The 20578-nt window shown below is 40.0% G+C and carries 20 protein-coding genes; 7 read left to right on the forward strand and 13 right to left on the reverse strand.

Annotated features, from left to right (window positions below; genetic code table 11):
* Positions 1–22: 22 nt before the first annotated feature.
* The 5 genes from FEK29_RS16410 to FEK29_RS16430 all read right to left on the reverse strand — a co-directional run bounded on the left by FEK29_RS16410 (position 23) and on the right by FEK29_RS16430 (position 5821).
* Positions 23–1771 (reverse strand): M14 family metallopeptidase, encoded by a 1749-nt coding sequence (locus FEK29_RS16410; protein WP_138259524.1) that lies wholly within the window; start codon positions 1769–1771, stop codon positions 23–25.
* A gap of 77 nt (positions 1772–1848) precedes the next feature.
* Complete coding sequence (locus FEK29_RS16415) at positions 1849–2253, reverse strand: response regulator (RefSeq protein ID WP_138259525.1); 405 nt, start codon at positions 2251–2253, stop codon at positions 1849–1851.
* A complete protein-coding gene (locus FEK29_RS16420) occupies positions 2240–4090 on the reverse strand; it encodes a PAS domain-containing sensor histidine kinase (RefSeq protein ID WP_138259526.1) in 1851 nt (616 codons plus the stop codon). The genes FEK29_RS16415 and FEK29_RS16420 overlap by 14 nt, the downstream gene beginning before the upstream one ends.
* A gap of 168 nt (positions 4091–4258) precedes the next feature.
* Entirely contained in the window at positions 4259–4717 is a 459-nt protein-coding gene (gene coaD / locus FEK29_RS16425; protein WP_138259527.1) for a pantetheine-phosphate adenylyltransferase, read from the reverse strand.
* Between the two features lie 129 nt (positions 4718–4846).
* Positions 4847–5821 carry a D-alanine--D-alanine ligase gene (locus FEK29_RS16430; protein WP_138259528.1) on the reverse strand — a complete coding sequence of 325 codons (975 nt, stop codon included), beginning with the start codon at positions 5819–5821 and terminating at the stop codon, positions 4847–4849.
* A 149-nt stretch (positions 5822–5970) separates the two neighbouring features.
* Between FEK29_RS16430 and FEK29_RS16435 the strand changes: the two genes are divergently transcribed.
* The 4 genes from FEK29_RS16435 (at position 5971) to FEK29_RS16450 (ending at position 8983) form a co-directional block, all read left to right on the forward strand.
* Positions 5971–6558, forward strand: coding sequence for a PASTA domain-containing protein (locus tag FEK29_RS16435; protein WP_138259529.1), 588 nt, complete (start codon positions 5971–5973; stop codon positions 6556–6558).
* A 2-nt stretch (positions 6559–6560) separates the two neighbouring features.
* Positions 6561–7589: an RluA family pseudouridine synthase gene (locus tag FEK29_RS16440; protein WP_138259530.1), complete on the forward strand. Its 1029-nt coding sequence runs from the start codon at positions 6561–6563 to the stop codon at positions 7587–7589.
* Between the two features lie 209 nt (positions 7590–7798).
* Entirely contained in the window at positions 7799–8560 is a 762-nt protein-coding gene (gene yaaA / locus FEK29_RS16445) for a peroxide stress protein YaaA (RefSeq protein ID WP_138259531.1), read from the forward strand.
* A gap of 57 nt (positions 8561–8617) precedes the next feature.
* Positions 8618–8983 (forward strand): hypothetical protein, encoded by a 366-nt coding sequence (locus tag FEK29_RS16450; RefSeq protein ID WP_138259532.1) that lies wholly within the window; start codon positions 8618–8620, stop codon positions 8981–8983.
* 2 nt (positions 8984–8985) lie between these two features.
* On the opposite strand, the gene FEK29_RS16455 is transcribed toward FEK29_RS16450, so the two are convergent.
* On the reverse strand, positions 8986–9114 hold the full coding sequence (locus tag FEK29_RS16455) for a 30S ribosomal protein THX (RefSeq protein ID WP_138259533.1): 129 nt from the start codon (positions 9112–9114) through the stop codon (positions 8986–8988).
* 281 nt (positions 9115–9395) lie between these two features.
* On the opposite strand from FEK29_RS16455, the gene FEK29_RS16460 reads away from it, so the two are divergent.
* Together FEK29_RS16460 and FEK29_RS16465 are read left to right on the forward strand one after the other, a co-directional pair.
* On the forward strand, positions 9396–10055 hold the full coding sequence (locus FEK29_RS16460; protein ID WP_138259534.1) for a uracil-DNA glycosylase family protein: 660 nt from the start codon (positions 9396–9398) through the stop codon (positions 10053–10055).
* Between the two features lie 277 nt (positions 10056–10332).
* Complete coding sequence (locus tag FEK29_RS16465; protein WP_138259535.1) at positions 10333–12879, forward strand: phosphoenolpyruvate carboxylase; 2547 nt, start codon at positions 10333–10335, stop codon at positions 12877–12879.
* 72 nt (positions 12880–12951) lie between these two features.
* Here FEK29_RS16465 and FEK29_RS18070 read toward each other — a convergent pair whose 3' ends face one another.
* On the reverse strand, positions 12952–13095 hold the full coding sequence (locus FEK29_RS18070) for a hypothetical protein (protein WP_162850221.1): 144 nt from the start codon (positions 13093–13095) through the stop codon (positions 12952–12954).
* 281 nt (positions 13096–13376) lie between these two features.
* Here FEK29_RS18070 and FEK29_RS16470 point away from each other — a divergent pair, with 281 nt between their 5' ends.
* Positions 13377–14021, forward strand: a complete 645-nt coding sequence (locus FEK29_RS16470) for a TonB-dependent receptor plug domain-containing protein (protein ID WP_138259536.1) — start codon at positions 13377–13379, stop codon at positions 14019–14021.
* 3 nt (positions 14022–14024) lie between these two features.
* Here the strand turns inward: FEK29_RS16470 and FEK29_RS16475 are convergent, their stop codons facing one another.
* The 6 genes from FEK29_RS16475 to trpD all read right to left on the reverse strand — a co-directional run bounded on the left by FEK29_RS16475 (position 14025) and on the right by trpD (position 20520).
* The gene (locus tag FEK29_RS16475) at positions 14025–15527 is read right to left on the reverse strand and encodes a M20/M25/M40 family metallo-hydrolase (RefSeq protein ID WP_138259537.1); all 1503 of its coding nucleotides are present in this window, start codon (positions 15525–15527) and stop codon (positions 14025–14027) included.
* Positions 15528–15802: 275 nt separating this feature from the next.
* On the reverse strand, positions 15803–16564 hold the full coding sequence (gene trpA, locus FEK29_RS16485; RefSeq protein WP_138259539.1) for a tryptophan synthase subunit alpha: 762 nt from the start codon (positions 16562–16564) through the stop codon (positions 15803–15805).
* 98 nt (positions 16565–16662) lie between these two features.
* Positions 16663–17883: a tryptophan synthase subunit beta gene (trpB, locus tag FEK29_RS16490; RefSeq protein WP_138259540.1), complete on the reverse strand. Its 1221-nt coding sequence runs from the start codon at positions 17881–17883 to the stop codon at positions 16663–16665.
* Positions 17884–17886: 3 nt separating this feature from the next.
* Positions 17887–18627, reverse strand: coding sequence for a phosphoribosylanthranilate isomerase (locus tag FEK29_RS16495; protein ID WP_394347777.1), 741 nt, complete (start codon positions 18625–18627; stop codon positions 17887–17889).
* Between the two features lie 8 nt (positions 18628–18635).
* Entirely contained in the window at positions 18636–19418 is a 783-nt protein-coding gene (trpC, locus tag FEK29_RS16500; protein WP_138259541.1) for an indole-3-glycerol phosphate synthase TrpC, read from the reverse strand.
* Positions 19419–19524: 106 nt separating this feature from the next.
* Positions 19525–20520: an anthranilate phosphoribosyltransferase gene (trpD, locus tag FEK29_RS16505; RefSeq protein WP_138259542.1), complete on the reverse strand. Its 996-nt coding sequence runs from the start codon at positions 20518–20520 to the stop codon at positions 19525–19527.
* Between the last annotated feature and the right edge of the window lie 58 nt (positions 20521–20578).

The raw sequence follows: 20578 nt of genomic DNA on the forward strand, positions 1-20578 counted from the left end.
TTCGAACGAATTGTAATCTACATCACTTCTTCAAGACCCTATATACTGGATATCGATTATGGGCTTTTTCGTAGAGCTCGGATTTCTTGAACAACCAGTCGAGTTGCGCGTACCAATTTTCTGAAAATGCAATATCATTCTGTTTTTTGAAATCAAATTCCTGTCTTAGAACCGAATCGTTTTGTAGCATTAAGAGGGCGGTATCTTCAAAAACATACGGTGAAAACCCTTCTTTTTGCTGTAATATGGTGTCAAAAAAGTTCCAATTGAAAAAGGAATCCACAGCTTCTGGTTCCAGGGTTTCCAATAGATACCTTATGCCCTCCTGCTGTGTAGGTACCAATACATCCCCGGCTTCAAATGAAATATTTTCAATTGTGGCCAATACTTTTGTGTTGTAGTGTAGATAGTGCCCTTCATAAGGTCGGTTCCGGGTCTCAAAGCTTTCAATGGTATAGGATTCCACATTTTTGACCGTATCCTTTTCGACAACACTAAACTTAATTGCGTTTGCGCTTAAAAGGTCAATAACCTCTTTCCATTGTTTTTTAATAATATAGGCTTCGGGGATTTCTATGGAGTCCGCTGCCTTGTAATAATCGTAGTAAGTAACCTCCTTTGTAATGGGTTTTTCCCGATCGAACTTCAATCGTTCAAATCCGGTTACCCCACTGGTCACCGTATCCGCTTGAAAGCCTTTAAAGTCGATCGTGGTGGTTTTTGTACTATCAATAACCCATTGAATGGGATAATGGTCTTTCCCTAAAAAAGCCGCATTGGATTTGCTCTTTAATTCCTTGATCTTGGCGCCTTCCATTTCGCTTAGGGCAAGCATTTTTGTCATTAGCGCATAGGTGCCTTCTACCCTTGTTTTGTACGGTTTTAACATGTGCGTTTCCACCATCATGCCCAAAGTGTTCCATAGGGTCGTATAGCCTGTGGAGTATCTAGGATGGTCCATAAATTGCCCAAAACCAACCTCTGGCGGCTTGTTGAAAACGTTTACGTAAGGTGTAATGTCCCAATTATCGCTGGCCAAAGAGTCCACGAGGGCCGGCATGAACCGCTCATGGAGATAGGGGCCCAATTTGCCCCCAAGTTTGTTATGCTGTGTAAACAGATGGGTCAGGGTGTATTGGTAATCTGCCCCGTTACTAACATGGTTGTCAATAAATACATCGGGCTTTACCAAATGGAAAATATGGGCAAAAGTTCTTGCATTTTTTGTATCGGACTTAATAAAATCCCTATTTAGGTCATAATTGAGAGCATTTCCCCGAAAGCCATAGGATTTAGGGCCGTTCTGATTGGCCCTAGAAGTGGAATTTCTGTTTAACGCGCCGCCAACATTGTATATGGGTATTGTTACCAATACGGTATTTTTGGGTGGGGATAGTTTCCCGCTCGCCAAATCCCGATACAACAACATCGTGGCATCAATGCCATCACTTTCTCCTGGATGGATTCCGTTATTGATGAATAAAACTGTTTTTTCCTTGTTTATTTTACTGAAATTGAAATCTCTATCGTTATTGTAGGTAACCAAGTGCAGCGGCCGATCACTATCCGTTTTACCAATAGTCTGGATATTTATTTCAGGAAATTCCTTCGCCAACTTCAAGTAAAAATCAATTACTTCTTCATAAGTAGGCGTTTCTGTGCCATTGGATGTTTCAAATGTAGTAGGGAGGTCTAGGGCAACATTTGTTGTCTTGGTTTCACAGGCAAGAAATATAAGGGATAAGATAGGTAGTATAAAACGCTTCTTCATAGCAAAAAACTACATCACTAATTACTATAATTCAATGGATTTCTTGCAAAAATAGCCAAAAACATCCAACTTCAGAATTAAGCTTCTTTGGTCATTTCTGCTATTTCCTCCCGGTTTATCGGTTTGTTATTATAAGTTATAACGTGGTGTGTGCTATCCTTGAAGTAACTCCATTTTTCTTTGTCAAATGGATCAATTGAAGATGTTACGATATTAATCCTTATCCTTTTTTTAATCGGTAACTTAATAAATTCTTCTAAGAATTGCCATCCATCCATAATGGGCATATTAATATCCAAAAAAATTACCTCTGGAATATCCTCATCATGCTCGAACTTTTTTCTAATTGTATCAAAGGCTATTTTACCATCCTTATACGCTTCAATACTATCACAATCCACAACACAGCTTAGCAATTTTTTAATACCAAATATAGTTATTGGATCGTCATCTATTATGCTTATAAATTTAAATTTCCTCATTAAAAAAAATCTTAAATGTGGTTCCAACCCCAACGTTACTTTCAACTTCTATTTTACCACCCATAGCCTCAACTTGATTTTTTGTAATATAAAGTCCCATACCCCTAGCGTTTTCATGAGCATGGAAGGTTTTGTACATTCCAAAAAGCTTATTTCCATATTTCATTAGATCTATTCCCAGTCCATTATCTTTGATTGTTAATATGGAAACCAGTTTGCCTTTTTCCAAACTCAGTGAAATAACGGGTTTTCTTTCTGGGTGTTTATACTTTATCCCATTGGTAATAAAGTTCATTAAAATACTTTCCAAATATGCAGGTACTGTCTTTATGGTTTGATCTAAATGAAAATCCGATTCAATTTGCGCCTGGTTTTCGAAAATAACATTGGCCAAATTTTTCTCAACTGATTTTAATTTTTCAAAAAGGTTGATTACCTTTTTTTCAACATTAATGTTGGTGTTTATCGCCAATACCTCATTAAGATTTTCAATAGTTTCTAAGAGATTACCTGATGCATTGTTGAGCATTCCCAGAATTTTTTGTTTTTCATCTTCATCGTTTTCATGACGTAAAAAGTCAAGGAGCATCGAAAAATTAGCACTATGGGACCTAAGGTTATGAGAGACAATATGGGCAAAATTTATAATTTTTTTATTTTGCAAGGAAGTTACGTCTATGAGATTTCTTAATTCTTTTTCCTTTTGTTTTATGGATGTTATATCAACACTGATACCTATAAGTCCATTTGCCCGTCCCCTTTCATCTAGCAAGGGAATTTTAGATGTCAAAAAGGTCGTTTCGACTCCTTTCTTATCAATACTTACCATTTCTTCTCCTAGGATAGGCACTAAATCAGACATTACCTTCATATCCTGCTCCGTAAATTTCTTTGCCGTCTCAATATCATAAATGTCGAAATTATCTTTCCCAATAAGTTCTGATTCATTTTTGGCCCCTAAATAGATGCACTCCGCTTTATTGACCAATATCTTTTTGGAGTTGATATCCTTTACATAGACATTCAATGGAAGATTATCTATTAATGTTCTTAATAGTTTTTCACTTTTCTTGATCTCATTGTTGGCTAATACCTGTTCGTCTATATCTTGGAAGGTTCCGGTGAAACCTATAAGTTTTCCTTTTTCATAGTATGGTTTTCCGGTAGCCAACACCCATTTTTCTTTTCCTGTTGCTGTAATGATCTGTAATTTTAGGCTCCATGCCCTTCCTTTTTCCTGACCTTCAAAAACGGCCATGGAAATAGCATTTCTACTATAACCCTCTTTGTAGAATTGAATACTGGTATCCAATCTGGGGACAAAACTTGAGGGTACTTCATGGATTGCCTTTGTAGTATCGCACCAAGTTATTTCGTCCTTTTCAATATCGTACTCCCATCTACCGGTTTTGGAAATTTCTGAATGTTGCTTTAACTGTACTTTTGTTTTTCTTAATTCTCGTTCATTTTCTACGGCATCAGTTACATCGTTCATCTGAATGATAGCGCCAATAATATTCTCATTCTCATCATACCAGCAAGTGTTGGACCACTTGTACCACTTAACATGATTGGATATATCTGTATATTTTTGAATTCCAATGGGACTACATTTTCCTTCAAAGCACCCCATCAATACCTTCTTCCATTTAGAATTTAGTTCAGAAAAAACGCTAAAAAGACTATCACCTATGGTACTGGTGCTTTTCTCTCCAAAAGTAAAAAGCCATTTGTCCGAAGCATGGATGATATTAAAATCCGTATCAACAAATACTGTTAGTGTAGGTAGTTGCTTTATTAAATACGAAGTAGATTGAATCTTAAGGTCCTTCAACATATATGTAATTTCTTACAAAAATATCGGTTGATGTTAAATGTATCTTATAAATGTTGTGAACATATGAAATTATGTGGTATTTTCTTACAATTGGAAAAATTTAAAGGGATTTGCGGCTTGATTCCAAAATTTATTTAGAAGAGTAAGCAATGGACCAAGGGTCAAACTTTATTTTGAAACGTTGACAGAATCAGGGACTAGGCCGGTATAATCTCCCCCGTTCCTGATTACATCCCGCACTATGGACGAGCTGATATAGGATTTTCCGGAAGAGGTTAGCAGGAATACGGTCTCAATTTCGGAAAGTTTCCGATTGGTGTGCGCAATGGCCTTTTCGAACTCAAAATCCGCCGGATTTCTTAGACCTCTTAAAATAAAACCTGCATTTACTTTTTTACAAAAATCCACGGTTAGGCCTTCATAGGTCAAAACCTTTATTTTAGGTTCGTTCACGAAGGCCTTTTCAATGAAGGTAACCCGCTCTTCGAGGGTGAACATGTACTTTTTTTCGGCATTCTTTCCAATGGCTATTATAAGTTCATCAAACAACGTGATGCCACGCATGATGATGTCATGATGGCCTAGTGTAAGTGGGTCAAAAGATCCTGGAAAAATTGCGCGCCTCATAAAATGGAACTAAGATTCATTTTAAAAATACTCATTTTATTGCCTCCGCCAAAGGTTTCAAGACCCAGGAGTTTATCCTAGAACTAAAATAGTTTTCAGCCTAAGCCAACGGACTTGCCCTGAAACAGCTTATCCTAAAACCTCATTGATGGCATTTTCAAAAAGAGCTGAAAGGGATATTCCCGCCTTGGCGGCCTGTTGTGGCAGAATACTCTCCGTGGTAAGACCGGGTGTGGTATTTACTTCCAAGAGATACGGTTCATCTCCGATAAAAATAAATTCGCTTCTTGAAAATCCTTTCATTTTCAAAACCTCATAGATTTTTTTTGCCAATTTTGATACATTCGCCTCCTGTGTTTCTGAAATTCTTGCGGGTGTTATTTCCTGCGATTTACCTTCATATTTTGCCTCATAGTCAAAAAAATCGTTTTCTGAGATAATCTCGGTAACCGGAAGTACCTTAGTCTTTCCCTGATATTTGATAACCCCTACGGATACCTCAGTGCCGCTCAAAAAGCCTTCAATGATTATTTCATCGTCCTCCTCATAGGCCACATCGATCGCTTTTTTCAATTCTTCCTTTTTGTAAACCTTTGAGATTCCATAGCTACTACCGGATTTATTTGCCTTTACAAAACAGGGAAGCTTTACTTTTTCAATGATCTCATACTCATTCACGGCGTCGCCTTTGTTCAAATAAAAGGATGGGGCGCATTTAATGCCATACGGCTTTAAAACACTCAATAAATCCCTCTTGTTAAAGGTAAGTGCCGATTGGTAAAAATCGCAGGAGGTCTGTGGTATATCCAACAGTTCAAAATAGGCTTGCAAGAGTCCGTTTTCTCCTGGTGAACCATGGATGGCATTGAAAACACAATCAAAATTCACTTTATTCCCGTTTATTTCGATGGAAAAATCGTGTCTGTTTACCGGGGTTTCTTCATTTTTTTCATCCACATACACCCATTTATCCTTGAATATATGAATGGGAAAACAGTTGAATTTTTCCTTGTCCAAATAACCGTAGACCACGTTGCCGCTCTTCAAGGAAATCTTGTATTCACTTGAATACCCGCCCATAATAATCGCTATATTTTTCTTCATGGATGAAATAGAAGTTTAGGCTACAAAGATGGATTATTCCCGTAAAAGAAAAAAGACCAGTATGCCGGCGAGTGCCAATTATTTATCGAAAAATGATGTACCCTATTTGTAAAACGGCATTTACTATATTTGTACCAATTTAAAAATACATGAGAAATTTTTTAAGGTTTTTAAAGAGCAAAACTTTCCTGATACAAATAGGCCTCGCCTTAGGTATCTTGTTGATACTGATCTTTTTGGTTTTAAGATGGCTTAACAGTACCACCAACCATGGGGAATTTGTAGAAGTACCGGATTTTTCAAAACTATCGGTAATGGAAATGCGCCAAAAAGTGGAAAGTGCCGGTTTGCGCTATGAAGTTGTGGACTCGGCCAATTATAATCCAGATTATCCAAGATTTTCGATTATTGAGCAAAATCCATCCGCCGGTACCAAGGTCAAAAGCAATAGAAAGATATACTTTACGGTAAATCCGTCCGGATATAAAAAGGTGACCGTGCCCAAAATTATCCAAGTAACCAAGCGAAACGCATCGTCCATGTTAAAAGCCGTTGGTCTGGATGTCCAACGTGTAACCTATATAGACCAATTGGGAAAGGATATGGTCTACTACATAAAATATAAGGGAAAAGATATCAAGCCAGGGGATAAGCTGCCCAAAACCTCTAAAATTGAGTTGATTTGCGGTAACGGCAACGTGCCAGGCAGTGTTGTCATTCAGGAAGATCCGGAATAATTATGACTTCAATAGTAAATTCGGAGCAAGAGGATAACGACGATCTTTTTGAGCATTACAAGTTTGTAGCCTCCAAGGGACAAGATCCATTGAGGGTGGATAAATTCTTGATGAACTTTGTTGAAAACGCCACTCGAAACAAGATACAGCAAGCCGCCAAGGACGGCCATGTTTGGGTAAACGATGCGATTGTAAAAAGTAACTATAAGGTAAAAGCAGGGGATGAGGTAAAGGTACTTTTTGAACATCCGCCCCATGAATTATTATTGGTGCCGGAAAATATTCCCTTGGATATTGTCTATGAGGACGATATCCTTTTGGTGGTGAACAAGCCCGCGGGCATGGTGGTACATCCCGGGCACGGGAATTATTCCGGTACGCTCATAAATGCTCTGATCTATCATTTTGAAAATTTACCTACCAACAGCAGTGAACGACCGGGATTGGTTCATAGGATCGACAAGGACACTTCGGGGTTATTGGTAATCGCCAAGACCGAAACGGCAATGGCCCATTTGGCAAAACAGTTTTTTGACAAGACTTCTGAGCGTGAATACATCGCATTGGTATGGGGAAATGTGGAGGATGATGAAGGAACGATTCGTGGAAATATTGGCAGGAATCCCAAAAACCGACTCCAGATGCACGTTTTTCCTGATGGTTCCGATGGCAAGGAGGCAATCACCCACTATAAGGTGTTGGAACGTCTTGGCTATGTAACCTTGGTATCCTGCAAATTGGAGACCGGTAGGACCCATCAAATAAGGGTCCATATGAAGTACATAGGCCATACCCTCTTTAACGACGAGCGCTACGGGGGCGACAAAATCATGAAAGGGACCACCTTTACCAAGTATAAACAGTTTGTAGAAAATGCCTTTAAGGTTTTACCCAGACAGGCACTACATGCCAAAACATTGGGATTTGTCCATCCGGTGACGGGCCAGCAAATGCGCTTTGATTCCGTTATCCCTGAGGATATGCAGACGTGCATAGAAAAGTGGCGCAGCTACGCTAAATCCGGTTTATAGAGTAAGTCGATAGGACTATCAAAACTCTTTTTTGATATCGGTTTTTGAACGGACAAAAATCACATATTTTTGAAGCTGAGAAATTGATGTTTGCCATCGGAAACAACAGAAACAAATGAAACCCTCATCGAGGGATTTGTTGTGGAAAGTAAAATATCTATACGTAATTAAGTGTTTGAAAATCAATTTATTTACCTAATTTTAAACTTATGAAGATAGTAATATCTCCTGCAAAATCACTGGATTTTGAAAGTACCTTGCCTACCGATAGATTTTCCCAACCCTATTTTTTAAAGCAAGCCCAGCAGCTGAATAAAGTGCTGGCCAAGAAAAAACCTAAGGTCCTGTCAGAATTGATGTCAATTTCCGATAATCTGGCCCAATTGAACTGGGAGCGCAATCAAAATTTTTCCGTTCCCTTCACCAAAGAAAATGCTAGACCAGCAGTATTTGCCTTCAATGGTGATGTGTATCAAGGGCTGGATGCGTATACCATCAGGGATGAAAAGCTTGATGACCTACAGAATACCCTACGCATATTATCCGGACTCTATGGTATTCTCAAACCCCTCGATTTAATTCAGCCGTACCGATTGGAAATGGGTACCTCCTTAAAAGTAGGTAGGAAAAAGAACCTCTATGATTTTTGGAAAAAGGAGGTTACGGAACACTTGAACAATGAATTGGAAGATGGGGAGCTGTTCGTGAATCTGGCCAGCAACGAATATTTTAGCGTACTGGACACCAAGAAGTTAAAAGTTCCTGTCATCAGTCCCGTTTTTAAGGATTGGAAAAACGATAAATTAAAGGTCATAAGCTTTTTTGCCAAAAAAGCCCGTGGTTCCATGGTACGTTATATTCTGGACTCCAAGGCATCGACTCTAGAAGATATCAAAGGATTCGATTTGGATGATTATCAATTCAGTCAGGAACATACAGTTAAGGAAAACGAACCTGTCTTTATCCGGTAATAATATATTTTCCTTCTTTTCGTTCTGCTAGTATAGTTTATTCTTACTCTAAAAAAAATGAAAAGGCTCCTACTGGTTTTCGCTATATTTTCCGCAGTCCTTTTATCATGTACCGATCGCGACGATGATGTGAACAAGGTAAACATCCGTATAAAGAACGATACGGATTTCAATTTCAGCGAAGTCAGGGTGACCGAAAAGGATACGATTTACGACAATGTACTGGCAGGTGAATTCTCAGAATATTATGCTTTTGATTCGGCTCCGGAAGAAATGGGCTTGACCATTGTGTCAGATTCAGCAACTTTCGAATATACCCCTAGGGTTCTCATTATAGATTCATTGCCAGTAGGCTTTTATACCTACGAATTGGGTCTTGATGATGAAAACCAAATTGATTTTAACTTTAGGATAGACTATTAAACCTATTTCTTCTTCCCGACTTTAATTTTCTCCTCAACGGAGGGTTTTCTCTTTATTTTTCTAGGTCTTCTTGCCCCGTATGAATTATTGGCAATTTTTCCGCGCTTTGTTTTTTTGTCCCCTTTTCCCATATCATTTTCGTTTTTATTGGCAACGCCAACGGGTATTGTACCCTGATGTTTAACTCAAGATTAAAAGTTCGTTTCCATCGAACGCCTTGCGGACGTGCTCCAAGGAACTTTACTTATTTATAAAATTTAAAACTCCTGTTGTGCTTCCACGCACATGGATGCCTAGCTCCAAATGTTTTTGGTCGCTTAGGCCAGAAATGGTATTACTTCCTAAAGTTACAAAATTGGAGTTAAACGCCTATTTCAATAGATTTGGCTTCCTAATCTCAATATCCAATAGTATGTTTCTACATACACATCCCTATGAACCTTTTCTTTTTGAAGGCGTAAAAAAATTGATCGTTGGTACCCTACCGCCACCAAGATTCACTACAGGAGCCCTAAGGGAGGGCGATGTGAATTTCTGTTATGGAAGCAGAGATGGACAGTTATGGCCTATTTTGAACGAAATCTTTAAACTGGACCTACTTTTTGAAACCTCTGAAAGGGCTATTGTGCAACGAAAGGAATTTTTGATCAGGAACAGAATAGGGATTTGTGATATTGTTGCATCGGCGGAACGTGAAAAAGTAGATGCTTCTGATTTGGGAATGCAAAATATCAAACTTAGAAACCTTCTCTTTTATTTGGAAAAATACCCTACCGTGGAAACATTGCTATTCACGGGGGGCAACAGTAAGAACGGCCCGGAGTACTTTTTTAGAAAACACTTGAAGGACCATGGATTGCAATTGAAGGTGAAATCGAATGAAGTTCCAAGGATACATGAATTTGTGCATCCTAAAACCAACAATGCAATTAAAACGGTATCCTTGATCGCACCATCCGGCGCTGCAAATCGCGCAGTGGGCAGTATTCCAGAATACAAAGAAATGAAAGCGGCCAACCCCAATTTTAATACGGTAGATTTTAGGGTGCTCCAGTACGCCAAACATTTCTAAACCCTTAAAACTAAAAAGAGCCTTGCTTTTGCGGCAAGACTCTTTTACGAGAACACTATATGAAAATGAAAAAATTATTTACTTGATTACGATGTAAAATTAAGTCGGTTTTTTGGCTTGGATTAATTATTGTTGTCAAAACTGTTGTTTTTGTGGTGAAGGAAATCTATTTTGTTATTTAAGCATTTTCGTGCTTTCAATTTCCATAGAATATCGATCTTTATGGATGTAGTAAGGAGGGAAGGCAATCTTATTAATTGAAAAAATTATTTGAAATATGCAGCAGTCGGAAAGATTGGAAGAATTTAAAAAATCCGTTGAAAATAAGTTCAATGTTTACAATAGTCTATTTCTAAACTTGCCATACAGTAATATCGATAATGTGGGCATGTTGATTCCTTTACTGATGGACCAATCTGAAAAAGGTCTAAAACAGGGTCTCAATCCAAAGGAAATATTGGATATGTTTTTCGAAAAGTTTGGTAGTTTGGAAACGGAAAAGGAAAAAATCGATTTTATGTTCCGTGTAATCCAGTATGTGGAACGCCAAGTAGTACTGTACGACAGTGTGGAGGATGCCGCTTTTCCAAAATTGCACAAACATTCCAGTTCATTGTCCTTGAAGGATTATTTTCAATTGGTGGAACGCAATGGGGCCTGGGACCAAATTGGTGAAAAACTGGATAATTTCAGTGCACGCATTGTATTGACGGCGCACCCTACCCAATTTTACACACCGGCGGTTCTTGATATCATTACAAATTTACGGACGCTGATTCTCGAGGATCGTATCGATGAAATCGATGTGGCCTTACAGCAATTGGGCCTTACCTCTTTGATAAATGCAAAAAAACCTACCCCGTTGGATGAGGCCAAGAACATCATTTACACCTTGAGACATGTGTATTATGATGCCATAGGTGACCTTTATTCCTATATAAAGGGAAGTACAGGTTCAAAGAAGTTCGAGAACCACAATATAGTAAAACTCGGGTTTTGGCCTGGGGGCGACAGGGACGGTAATCCCTTTGTAACCGCGGAAATTACCAAGGATGTCATGAACGAACTTCGTTTAAACTTAATGAAGTGCTACTATAATGACCTAAAGCGATTGCAGCATAAATTGACGTTTAAAGCCGTCCAAGACCCGTTGAACCAACTACGTTCCAATCTCTATACGGCCATGTTCGATAGTACCAAGGATGTTGGTTATGAAGAAATTATAAATCCATTAATCCAAATACGCGAAGCCTTGATCGACAAATACAACAGTTTGTATTTAAAGGACTTGGATAAGTTTATCGATAAGGTAAAAATCTTTAAGACCCATTTTGCGACCATCGATATCCGTCAAGATCACAGCATGCACACCAAGGTAATGACAGAAGTGCTGAAACAAAAAGAATTTATTAAGGAGGACTTGAACGAATTGTCCGAAGATGAACTGGTCAAGATTTTGCTTCATGAGGATTTTGAACTTTCGGCAAAGGATTTCTCCGAGGATATCGTAAAGGATACCATAGTCAATATTTCCCAATTGAAGACGATTCAGGAAAAAAATGGGGAGGAAGGATGCAATAGATATATCATAAGTAACTCCGAGGATATTTTCAGTGTGCTGTTCGTTTATGGATTATTCAGATGGTGTGGTTGGGCCGATAAAAAAATATCCTTTGATATCGTACCCTTATTTGAGACCATGGCAGGTATGGACAATTCCGAAGCCACCATGCAGAAGTTGTTCGGTTTAAAGGAATACCGGGAACATGTTGCCAGCAGGGGAGACAAGCAAACCATTATGCTCGGGTTTTCCGATGGAACCAAGGACGGCGGGTACCTCAAGGCAAACTGGTCCATTTTAAAGACCAAAGAGTCTTTGTCCGGGGTTTGTGAAAGTAATGGAGTAGATGCCATATTCTTTGATGGTAGGGGAGGTCCACCGGCTAGGGGTGGTGGTAAGACACATCGTTTTTATGCGGCACAGACCAGCAAAGTGGCCAATAATGAAATTCAATTGACGATCCAAGGGCAGACGATAACCAGTACCTATGGCACCAAGGAGCAGTTTATTTATAACAGCGAACAATTGTTGACAGCCGGACTTTCCAATTCCATTTTAGGTAAGGAGATTACGATTTCCGATGCATCTAGGGAGTTGATCGAGGAACTATCCGATTTAAGTTTTGAGAAGTACGACGCCTTGAAGCACCATGATAAATTCATGCCTTATTTGGAAAACATGAGTACCTTGAAATACTATACTAAGGCCAATATTGGGAGTAGGCCGGGCAAACGTGGGAACAAGGCAAAATTGGAACTGTCAGATTTAAGGGCGATTTCCTTTGTGGGTTCTTGGAGCCAATTGAAACAAAATGTTCCCGGATATTTTGGAATAGGTACGGCCCTTAAAAAATTGGAGGATGAAGGCCGATTCGATGAGGCCAAAAAACTATATGACGAGGTCCCATTTTTTCAGGCGTTGATGATGAACAGTATGATGAGCCTTTCCAAGTGTTATTTTGAACTGACAAGCTACATGAAGGAGGATAAGGAATATGGGGCTTTTTGGGAGATTTTATTGCAGGAGTACGAGCTTTCCAAAAAGATGCTATTGCAACTTTCCGGTATGGAAGTCCTCATGGAGAAGGAGGCCATATCCAGGGAATCCATAAAAATCAGGGAAGATATCGTATTGCCATTATTGGTCATCCAGCAATATGCGCTTCAGAAAATAAGCCAAGGGGCGGAGCAAAAGGAACTCTATGAAAAGATTGTAACCCGGTCACTTTACGGGAATATCAACGCGAGTAGGAATTCTGCATAAAACTAGGTTTAAATTCATAATACAAAATCCCGGCATAGCAGCCGGGATTTTGTATTATGATTATTCAGACAATTATTTTTTGTTCTGCTGGTCTTTTATTGTCTTTTCTTCGATATCGAATTTATTGGTATCGATTCTTGTATTGCCAGTCGGATTTGTAGGATTTTCCTGTTCCTTTGTTCGTTTAAATTTTCTTTTATCCTTAATAATTCCCATATTTTTTGTTTTCTTGATTCCATTTTAAGGTAAGAAATATGGGTCGGGAACTCCGTTAATGCCCCATTAAACCTTTGTTATTGGATGTTAAAGTCTTGAGAAATAGGTTCTAATTCAATTGGATAATAATTATTATTTCTCCTAATATGGTACAAATTTGTATCTTATTCTTTAGAACGACCAAATAGTCATCATTGCTTTCCATTTTTTTTGAATCTAGTTGTTTTGGAATTACTTGAATTGTTTACTAGTCTTTGAACCAGTATCTTAATAAGTTTTATATGAAATATCTATTTATCTTTTTCCTATTGATTTCAGGTTTCTTACAATCACAACGGCGCTCATCCGATAAAATACATATAGAGGGTATTATACTGGACGGATTTGGCTCTCCTATAAAAAGGGCCATTCTTTATAAGGATTCGGTTAAGACTTTTGTCCAAACCAATAAAAAGGGTGTTTTCAAAACAAAGATTTCAAATCAAACCAAAACGCTTTCTATATATTCAACTGAGCATGGAATGGCTACCCTGTTTTATAATGGGGAAGAGCGTGTAGAATTTGTTTTTCCCAAGGAGCATATTGTCTTAACGGAGCGTCAATTGGAGGATTTAGGATTCAATACTACCGCTTATAGAAAGGGAACCATTGACCCTTCAAGATTTGAGGATTATGCAGACATCTACCAATTGATAAGGGAAATGTTCACGGGTATTGTGGTCAATGGATCGGATATTGTCGTTAGGGGTAAAGGTTCTTTTGGGGATACTACACCGTTGTTTTTGGTAGATGATAGTTTTGTGCAAAGCATATCCTTTATAAATCCAGCGGAAGTCAAATCCATAAAATTATTGAAAGGTGAAGATGCGACGTTATATGGCTCAAGGGGAGCCAATGGTGTATTTCTAATATATTTAAAAAAATAGCCGTTAATTCATGGGTGTGCTCAACAGCGCATAAAAGGCTTGAATTCCGTAGGCAATCTGACCGATTTTTAGATTTTCGTTGGGACTGTGTTGGTTGTTATCAGGATTCACCAAGGGCACTAGGAATGCGGGAATCTGAAGTTCGTTCACAAAAGGTGCAATGGGTACCGTTCCCCCCATGATTCTGATCTGCACTACATCCTGTTCAAAAGTGTCCTTTAAGGTGTTTACAATGTGGTTTCCATAAGGATCGCTCAAATCTGTGCGAAAGGCATCGGTAACGGAACCTTCGGTTACCATGATTACTTTTTCATGCTTTAAACGTTCTTCCTTCGTTGGTACCGTGTCCGTTACGTAAAAACCTTGATCCCTGATAAAATCCTTCACCAATTTTTTGAGTCGGTTTCCATCCGATTCCGGTACCAATCTCAAATCCAATTCCACCGTGGCCAATGCTGGTACTATGGTCCGCGCTTCGGCACCTACCCAACCGGAGCCCAGTCCTCGGATGTTCAAACTAGGATATTGTAAGGATTCTTGGTAGAATGCCCCCACTTTATCGGCAGAATTAAATTGAAGTCTTTCTCTAATTTCGGTATCATTATCCGGAACACTTTTTAAAATAGTCTGGGTGTCTTCGTCCAAAACTATCCCATCGTAATATCCTGGAATGATAACCCTACCTGCGTCGTCCTTAAAGGAAGCCAATAATTTGGAGAGTATAAAACCCGGGTTTGGGGCATAATTCCCATAATGCCCGCTATGCTGCGGATGAATTGGGCCAAATGCTGTAAGTGACAAGGTGGTGATACCTCGGCATCCATAAACCACCGTAGGTCTGCCCGATGCGTGTACCGGCCCATCATTTATTACCAGAAAATCGGCCTCCAAAAGTTCGCGATAGGTTTTCACCGCTTTTGGTAAAGGGGCACTACTTTTTTCCTCCTCACTATCCAAGATCACCTTTACGTTAAAAGGAAGGGTAACACCATTTTCCTTTAACAGGTCTATCGTATTCAAAAACATTACAATTGGCCCTTTGTCATCTGAAGTGGAACGGCCAAAAAGGCGCCAGTCGTAATTGATATCGGTATCCAAGGCATCAAAGGATTCTTTCTGCCATTGCCCTTCCTTATTGGACATTAATTCCAGAACGTAGGGGTTTTTCTGATTCCATTTGGACGCATCAACGGATTGGCCGTCAAAATGCATGTAAAAAAGTATGGTGGGTTTGGCATCGTCCATGGGGAGCGCTGCGAAGAATAGGGGCAGTCCTTCCGTTTCTAGAATACTCGTATTAAAACCACGGGCATTGAATTTATTCCGAAGCCAAATAATGTTATTATCTATATCTTCCGGATTTAGGGCATCATTGGGTAGGGCCACAAAATCCTTTAGTTCATCGATGGTTTTACGCACCTGGGATTTTAATTTGATGGAATCCTGCCCCAGAATATTGGTTATGGTGGCAATGAAAAATACGAGGGTTATAACGCTTCTTATCATATAGTAGTAGCTGACTAATTGAAAAAGTGAAGCCTAAAGATAGGGCTACCAATTGAAATGAAACTACTTTTTTAGTAGAGAAAGTACAATTTTCCGAAGCAACAATACATAAGGAAAACCATGTAAAAGTACATCGAACCAATCCATAATTGCCATTCCTTTGGCCCCTCCCAGTATCCACCGTATTTTGCCCCAAAGATGTGGTTCAGGAAAAAAGGGGGCCAGGCCAAGGGTCAAACATAAGAGTATAATGACTCGCCAATCGTTTATGAAGCTCATCGTATTTTATGTATAAAACTATGGATATTTCCTGTGCCATTTTCCGTTAGGAATTTAATAAAGGCCGACCCAATAATCGCTCCCTTGGCCTTGCGAGTGGCCTTTTCAAATGTTTCGGCATCCTTGATGCCAAAGCCTACAATTTGTGGATTAGCGAGCTTAAGCGCAGCTATCCGCTCAAAATAAGCTTCTTGTTCTTTACCAAATCCGGATTTTGAACCCGTAACACTTGCGGAACTTACCATATAGATAAACCCTTTGGAGGCTTTGTCAATTTGGCGGATTCTATCGTCGCTCGTTTGCGGGGTAATGAGAAACGTATTCAACAATCCATATTTTTCAAAAATCGCTTTGTAATCGGAATCATAGACATCCAAAGGTAAATCGGGCAAAATGAGTCCGTCGATACCAATTTCCTGGCATTTCTTGCAAAATTTCTCAACGCCATATTGAAGTACCGGGTTAAAATAGCCCATGATGATAAGGGGTATGGACACAGTTTTTCTGATATCCTTTAATTGATCGAACAGAACATCCGTTGTAATTCCGTTGTTTAAAGCTGCGGTGGAGCTCTCCTGGATAGTGGGTCCGTCCGCCAATGGATCGCTGAACGGTAGACCAATTTCTATCATGTCCACGCCGTTCTTTTCCAAATCCTCGATGATTTCTACTGTATCGTCTAGCGCTGGATATCCAGCGGTAAAATAGATGGACAATAGTTTCTTGTCTTCCCTTAATTTTTGTTGTATTCTGTTCATGAATAAGAGATATGAGATGCTAGAAATGATATGTTAGCTTTGTGGATATTGTTTGACCGGCATTATGGGTCTTACTTCTAATATCTTATGTCTAACATCTATATTTTAAAATAATCTATATACGTCTGTAAATCCTTATCGCCCCTTCCGGATAAACTCATGACTACCACATCGTCCGGCTTGAATTTTTTGTGCTGAAAAATGGCAAATGCATGCCCGGATTCGATGGCAGGAATGATTCCTTCCAATTGCGAGAGTTCCAGACCTGCCGTCATAGCCTCGTCATCGGTGGCGGAATAAAATTCCGCCCTCCCCGATACATACAAATGCGAATGCATGGGGCCAACCCCGGGATAGTCCAGACCTGCTGATATGGAATAGGGCTCCGTAATCTGACCATCCGCGGTCTGCATGAGCATGGTCTTACAACCATGTATAATCCCGATTTTCCCCAAGGCCGATGTAGCGGCACTTTCCCCGGAATCGATACCCTTTCCGGCCGCCTCTACGGCAATAATGCCTACTTCAGGTTCATCCAAAAAGTGGTAATAGGTCCCGGCGGCATTACTGCCACCACCTATACAAGCTACCACATAATCCGGGTTTTCCCGGCCTTCCTTTTCCTTTAACTGCCATTTTATTTCTTCGGAAATAACCGATTGGAAACGGGTTACCATGTCTGGGTAGGGGTGTGGCCCAATGGCCGATCCAATAATGTAATGGGTATCCACGGGGTTGTTGATCCAGTCGCGAATGGCCTCGTTCGTGGCATCCTTCAAGGTCTTGCTCCCGGAAGTAGCCGGTCTAACTTCGGCGCCGAGCATTTTCATACGGGCCACGTTGGGAGCTTGCCTGGCAATGTCGATTTCGCCCATATATACCACACAGTGTATACCCATTAGGGCACAAACGGTTGCCGTGGCCACACCGTGTTGCCCCGCTCCCGTTTCCGCAATAATACGGGTCTTTCCCAGTCTTTTGGCCATCAATATCTGGCCAACGGTATTGTTCACTTTATGGGCCCCGGTATGGTTGAGGTCCTCTCGTTTTAGGTAGATTTTTGCACCATGCTTCTCCGAAAGTCTTTTGGCAAGATATAATGGTGAGGGCCGCCCCACATAATCCTTTAAGAGCTGATGGAATTCTTTTTGAAAGGATTCCTCGTTCATGATTTCCAAATATTTTTGGCGTAGTTCTTCTACGTTGGGGTATAACATTTCGGGGATGAACGCGCCTCCAAATTCTCCGTAATAGCCTTTTTCATTTACGTGAAACTTCCCTCCGCTCCCAAATAGGGAATCATATCCAGATTTTTTCATGAGCTAATTTTTATTTCTTTTTTGCCTAATGCCTAACGCCTTTATAAATTCCTCTAATTTCTCAATATTTTTCAACCCTGGCCTGTCCTCGAATTTGCTGTTTACGTCAAGGACATGACAATATTTTGACTCGGGTGTTTGCAAAAACTTTTTAATTTCTTCCACATTTTCCGGCCCAATCCCTCCACTTAAAAAATAGGGTTTTTGGGATGGATAGTTTTTCAATAAAGACCAGTCAAAAGTATACCCGTTTCCGCCCGGAAGTTTTCCTTTGGTGTCAAATAAAAAATAATCGCAAACCTCTTCATATTCTTTTAGAACTGAAAAGTCAAACTTCTCTTTTACCGAAAAAACCTTGATACACCTGACAGGTTTTAAAAACCTGTCAGGTCTTCCGGTGTATTCTACAAGCTCCTTACAATATTCCGGGGTCTCATTTCCATGCAATTGCACCCCTTGAAGGTCATACTTTTCAATTTGGTCCAAAACATAGGATATATCCGCATCTACAAACACCCCAATTTTTTCTATGTCCGGTGGTATAGCTTTGATTTCCCCATCAAAATATCTCGCCGATGGTTCCCAGAATATGAATCCCAGATAATCGGGTCGTAAGGTGGCAACCTCCATAGGATTGTATTTCATACCGCAAATTTTAAGCCCCACCCCGGCCCTCCCCAAAGGGGAGGAAGTTTTGCTTGTGTTGTATTTGCTGGTATCCATATTTTTGTGATTCTCTTTCATTGAAGGATTTAGAGGAGGCTTTTTATAAACATTTCGGCACTCTTTCCTGGATTATCGGTCTTCATAAAATTTTCACCGATTAAAAAACCTTGGTATCCAAACTCCTTTAACGTTTTTATTGCTTCGATGGAGCTAATGCCACTTTCCGAAACCTTTACAAAGTCATCAGGTATCAATACCGATAGTGCCTTGCTTGTTTCCAAACTAACTTCAAATGTTTTTAGATTTCTGTTGTTGACCCCCAACATGTCCAAACTGGGCATGACCGATTTCTCCAATTCCTCCTGGTCATGCACTTCCAAAAGGACCTCGAGCCCTAGGGACTTGGCAAATTCGGATAGGTTCTTGATTTCTTCTCTTGAGAGAACGGCGGCAATCAATAAAATAACATCGGCACCATAGGCCTTGGCCTCCATGAGCTGATATTCATCGATAATAAATTCCTTCCGCAAGAGCGGGATATCCACCGAGGCCCTGGCCAACAAAAGATCCTCAATAGAACCTCCAAAATATTTTATATCCGTTAGTACGCTCATTCCGCACACACCAGCCCTTTGATAACCTTGTGCTACTTGTCCCACATTGGTATTCTGGTTGATGGTGGATTTTGAAGGAGAACGTCTTTTGTGTTCCGCTATAATACCGGTTTCACTGTTACGTAAAGCTTCAGCCAAAGAATTGCAGTTTCTATCAAAAAGAACCGATTTTTCAAACTGTGCTTTAGGTAGTACCGATTTTTTCAAAGCGACTTCCTTGCGTTTATCCGCCACTACTTTATCCAGAATATTCATTAATACATTTTTGATACATGGTTTAAAAATCGATTAGAAAAGTATATATTCTAACATCTAACATCTAACATCTAACATCTAACATCTAACATCTAACATCTAACATCTAGCATCGGCTTATTTCCTGTAATTTCTTTAATGCCGATAGTCCTTTGCCACTTTTTAGGGATTCCATGGCCAATTCAAATCCCTGTTTTGGGGATACCCCATTGACCGTACTTATAGCGATTCCCGCATTGGCACATACCACATTGTTTTGTGCTTCCGTTCCCTTGCCGTTTAGAACGTTCAAAAATATTTGTGCCGATTCCGGCATGTCCTCGCCTCCTTCAATTTCCGTAGCTTTCACTTCAGATACACCAAAGTCCGAAGGCTTTAGAATATTCTCGGAACCATTTGATATGGTCTTTGTTTCGCCGGTCAGGCTTATTTCATCATACCCGTCCAAGGCATGTAAAACCGTAAAGTTCTTGTCAGTATTCTGATATAGATAGCCGTACATTCTAGCCAATTCCAAATTGAATACCCCCACCATTTGGTTCTTTGGAAAGGCCGGATTTACCATGGGCCCCAACATGTTGAAAAAGGTCTTTACCGCCAATTCCCTTCGAATTGGGGCCACATTTTTCATTGCCGGATGAAAGAGTGGTGCATGAAGCACACAGATTCCGGCCTCATCGATGGATTTTCGAAGGAAGTCTGGCTCGTTACTGAATTTGATGCCCAAGAATTCCATGACATTGCTGCTGCCACATTTAGAAGATACCCCATAATTCCCGTGTTTGGTCACTTTTACACCGGCCCCTGCGGTAACAAAGGAGGCCAGAGTGGAAATATTGAAGGTGTCCTTGCCATCTCCTCCGGTTCCACAAAGATCGATCGGGTTGTATTCTGATAAATCGACGGCCAAACAAAGGTCCAGCAGCGCATCACGGAATCCCTCCAACTCTTCAATAGTGACGCTTCGCATCATGTACACTGTCAGAAAGGCCGCGATCTGACTGGTGTTGTAATCGCCCTTGGCGATGTTGACCAATATTTGCTTGGCATCCTCTTTTTCAAGGATTTCGTGATTGATGAGTCTATTTAGTGTTTCTTTCATAAGCCCCTCCCAACCCTCCCCAAGGAGGAGGGATTTTTTTATTGTTTTATGTTGGTTA

Source organism: Maribacter aurantiacus (genome assembly GCF_005780245.1).
Lineage (GTDB): Bacteria > Bacteroidota > Bacteroidia > Flavobacteriales > Flavobacteriaceae > Maribacter > Maribacter flavus.

Bases quoted from the DNA above. Each gene is read 5' to 3' on its own strand.
- FEK29_RS16460 (WP_138259534.1), top strand. From the start codon at position 9,396: ATGTTTCTACATACACATCCCTATGAACCTTTTCTTTTTGAAGGCGTA.
- FEK29_RS18070 (WP_162850221.1), bottom strand. From the start codon at position 13,095: ATGGGAATTATTAAGGATAAAAGAAAATTTAAACGAACAAAGGAACAG.
- FEK29_RS16415 (WP_138259525.1), bottom strand. From the start codon at position 2,253: ATGAGGAAATTTAAATTTATAAGCATAATAGATGACGATCCAATAACT.
- trpD (WP_138259542.1), bottom strand. From the start codon at position 20,520: ATGAAAGAAACACTAAATAGACTCATCAATCACGAAATCCTTGAAAAA.
- FEK29_RS16495 (WP_394347777.1), bottom strand. From the start codon at position 18,627: ATGAAAGAGAATCACAAAAATATGGATACCAGCAAATACAACACAAGC.
- FEK29_RS16430 (WP_138259528.1), bottom strand. From the start codon at position 5,821: ATGAAGAAAAATATAGCGATTATTATGGGCGGGTATTCAAGTGAATAC.
- trpB (WP_138259540.1), bottom strand. From the start codon at position 17,883: ATGAAAAAATCTGGATATGATTCCCTATTTGGGAGCGGAGGGAAGTTT.
- FEK29_RS16470 (WP_138259536.1), top strand. From the start codon at position 13,377: ATGAAATATCTATTTATCTTTTTCCTATTGATTTCAGGTTTCTTACAA.
- yaaA (WP_138259531.1), top strand. From the start codon at position 7,799: ATGAAGATAGTAATATCTCCTGCAAAATCACTGGATTTTGAAAGTACC.
- FEK29_RS16465 (WP_138259535.1), top strand. From the start codon at position 10,333: ATGCAGCAGTCGGAAAGATTGGAAGAATTTAAAAAATCCGTTGAAAAT.
- FEK29_RS16455 (WP_138259533.1), bottom strand. From the start codon at position 9,114: ATGGGAAAAGGGGACAAAAAAACAAAGCGCGGAAAAATTGCCAATAAT.
- trpA (WP_138259539.1), bottom strand. From the start codon at position 16,564: ATGAACAGAATACAACAAAAATTAAGGGAAGACAAGAAACTATTGTCC.
- trpC (WP_138259541.1), bottom strand. From the start codon at position 19,418: ATGAATATTCTGGATAAAGTAGTGGCGGATAAACGCAAGGAAGTCGCT.
- FEK29_RS16420 (WP_138259526.1), bottom strand. From the start codon at position 4,090: ATGTTGAAGGACCTTAAGATTCAATCTACTTCGTATTTAATAAAGCAA.
- FEK29_RS16435 (WP_138259529.1), top strand. From the start codon at position 5,971: ATGAGAAATTTTTTAAGGTTTTTAAAGAGCAAAACTTTCCTGATACAA.
- FEK29_RS16475 (WP_138259537.1), bottom strand. From the start codon at position 15,527: ATGATAAGAAGCGTTATAACCCTCGTATTTTTCATTGCCACCATAACC.
- FEK29_RS16450 (WP_138259532.1), top strand. From the start codon at position 8,618: ATGAAAAGGCTCCTACTGGTTTTCGCTATATTTTCCGCAGTCCTTTTA.
- coaD (WP_138259527.1), bottom strand. From the start codon at position 4,717: ATGAGGCGCGCAATTTTTCCAGGATCTTTTGACCCACTTACACTAGGC.
- FEK29_RS16410 (WP_138259524.1), bottom strand. From the start codon at position 1,771: ATGAAGAAGCGTTTTATACTACCTATCTTATCCCTTATATTTCTTGCC.
- FEK29_RS16440 (WP_138259530.1), top strand. From the start codon at position 6,561: ATGACTTCAATAGTAAATTCGGAGCAAGAGGATAACGACGATCTTTTT.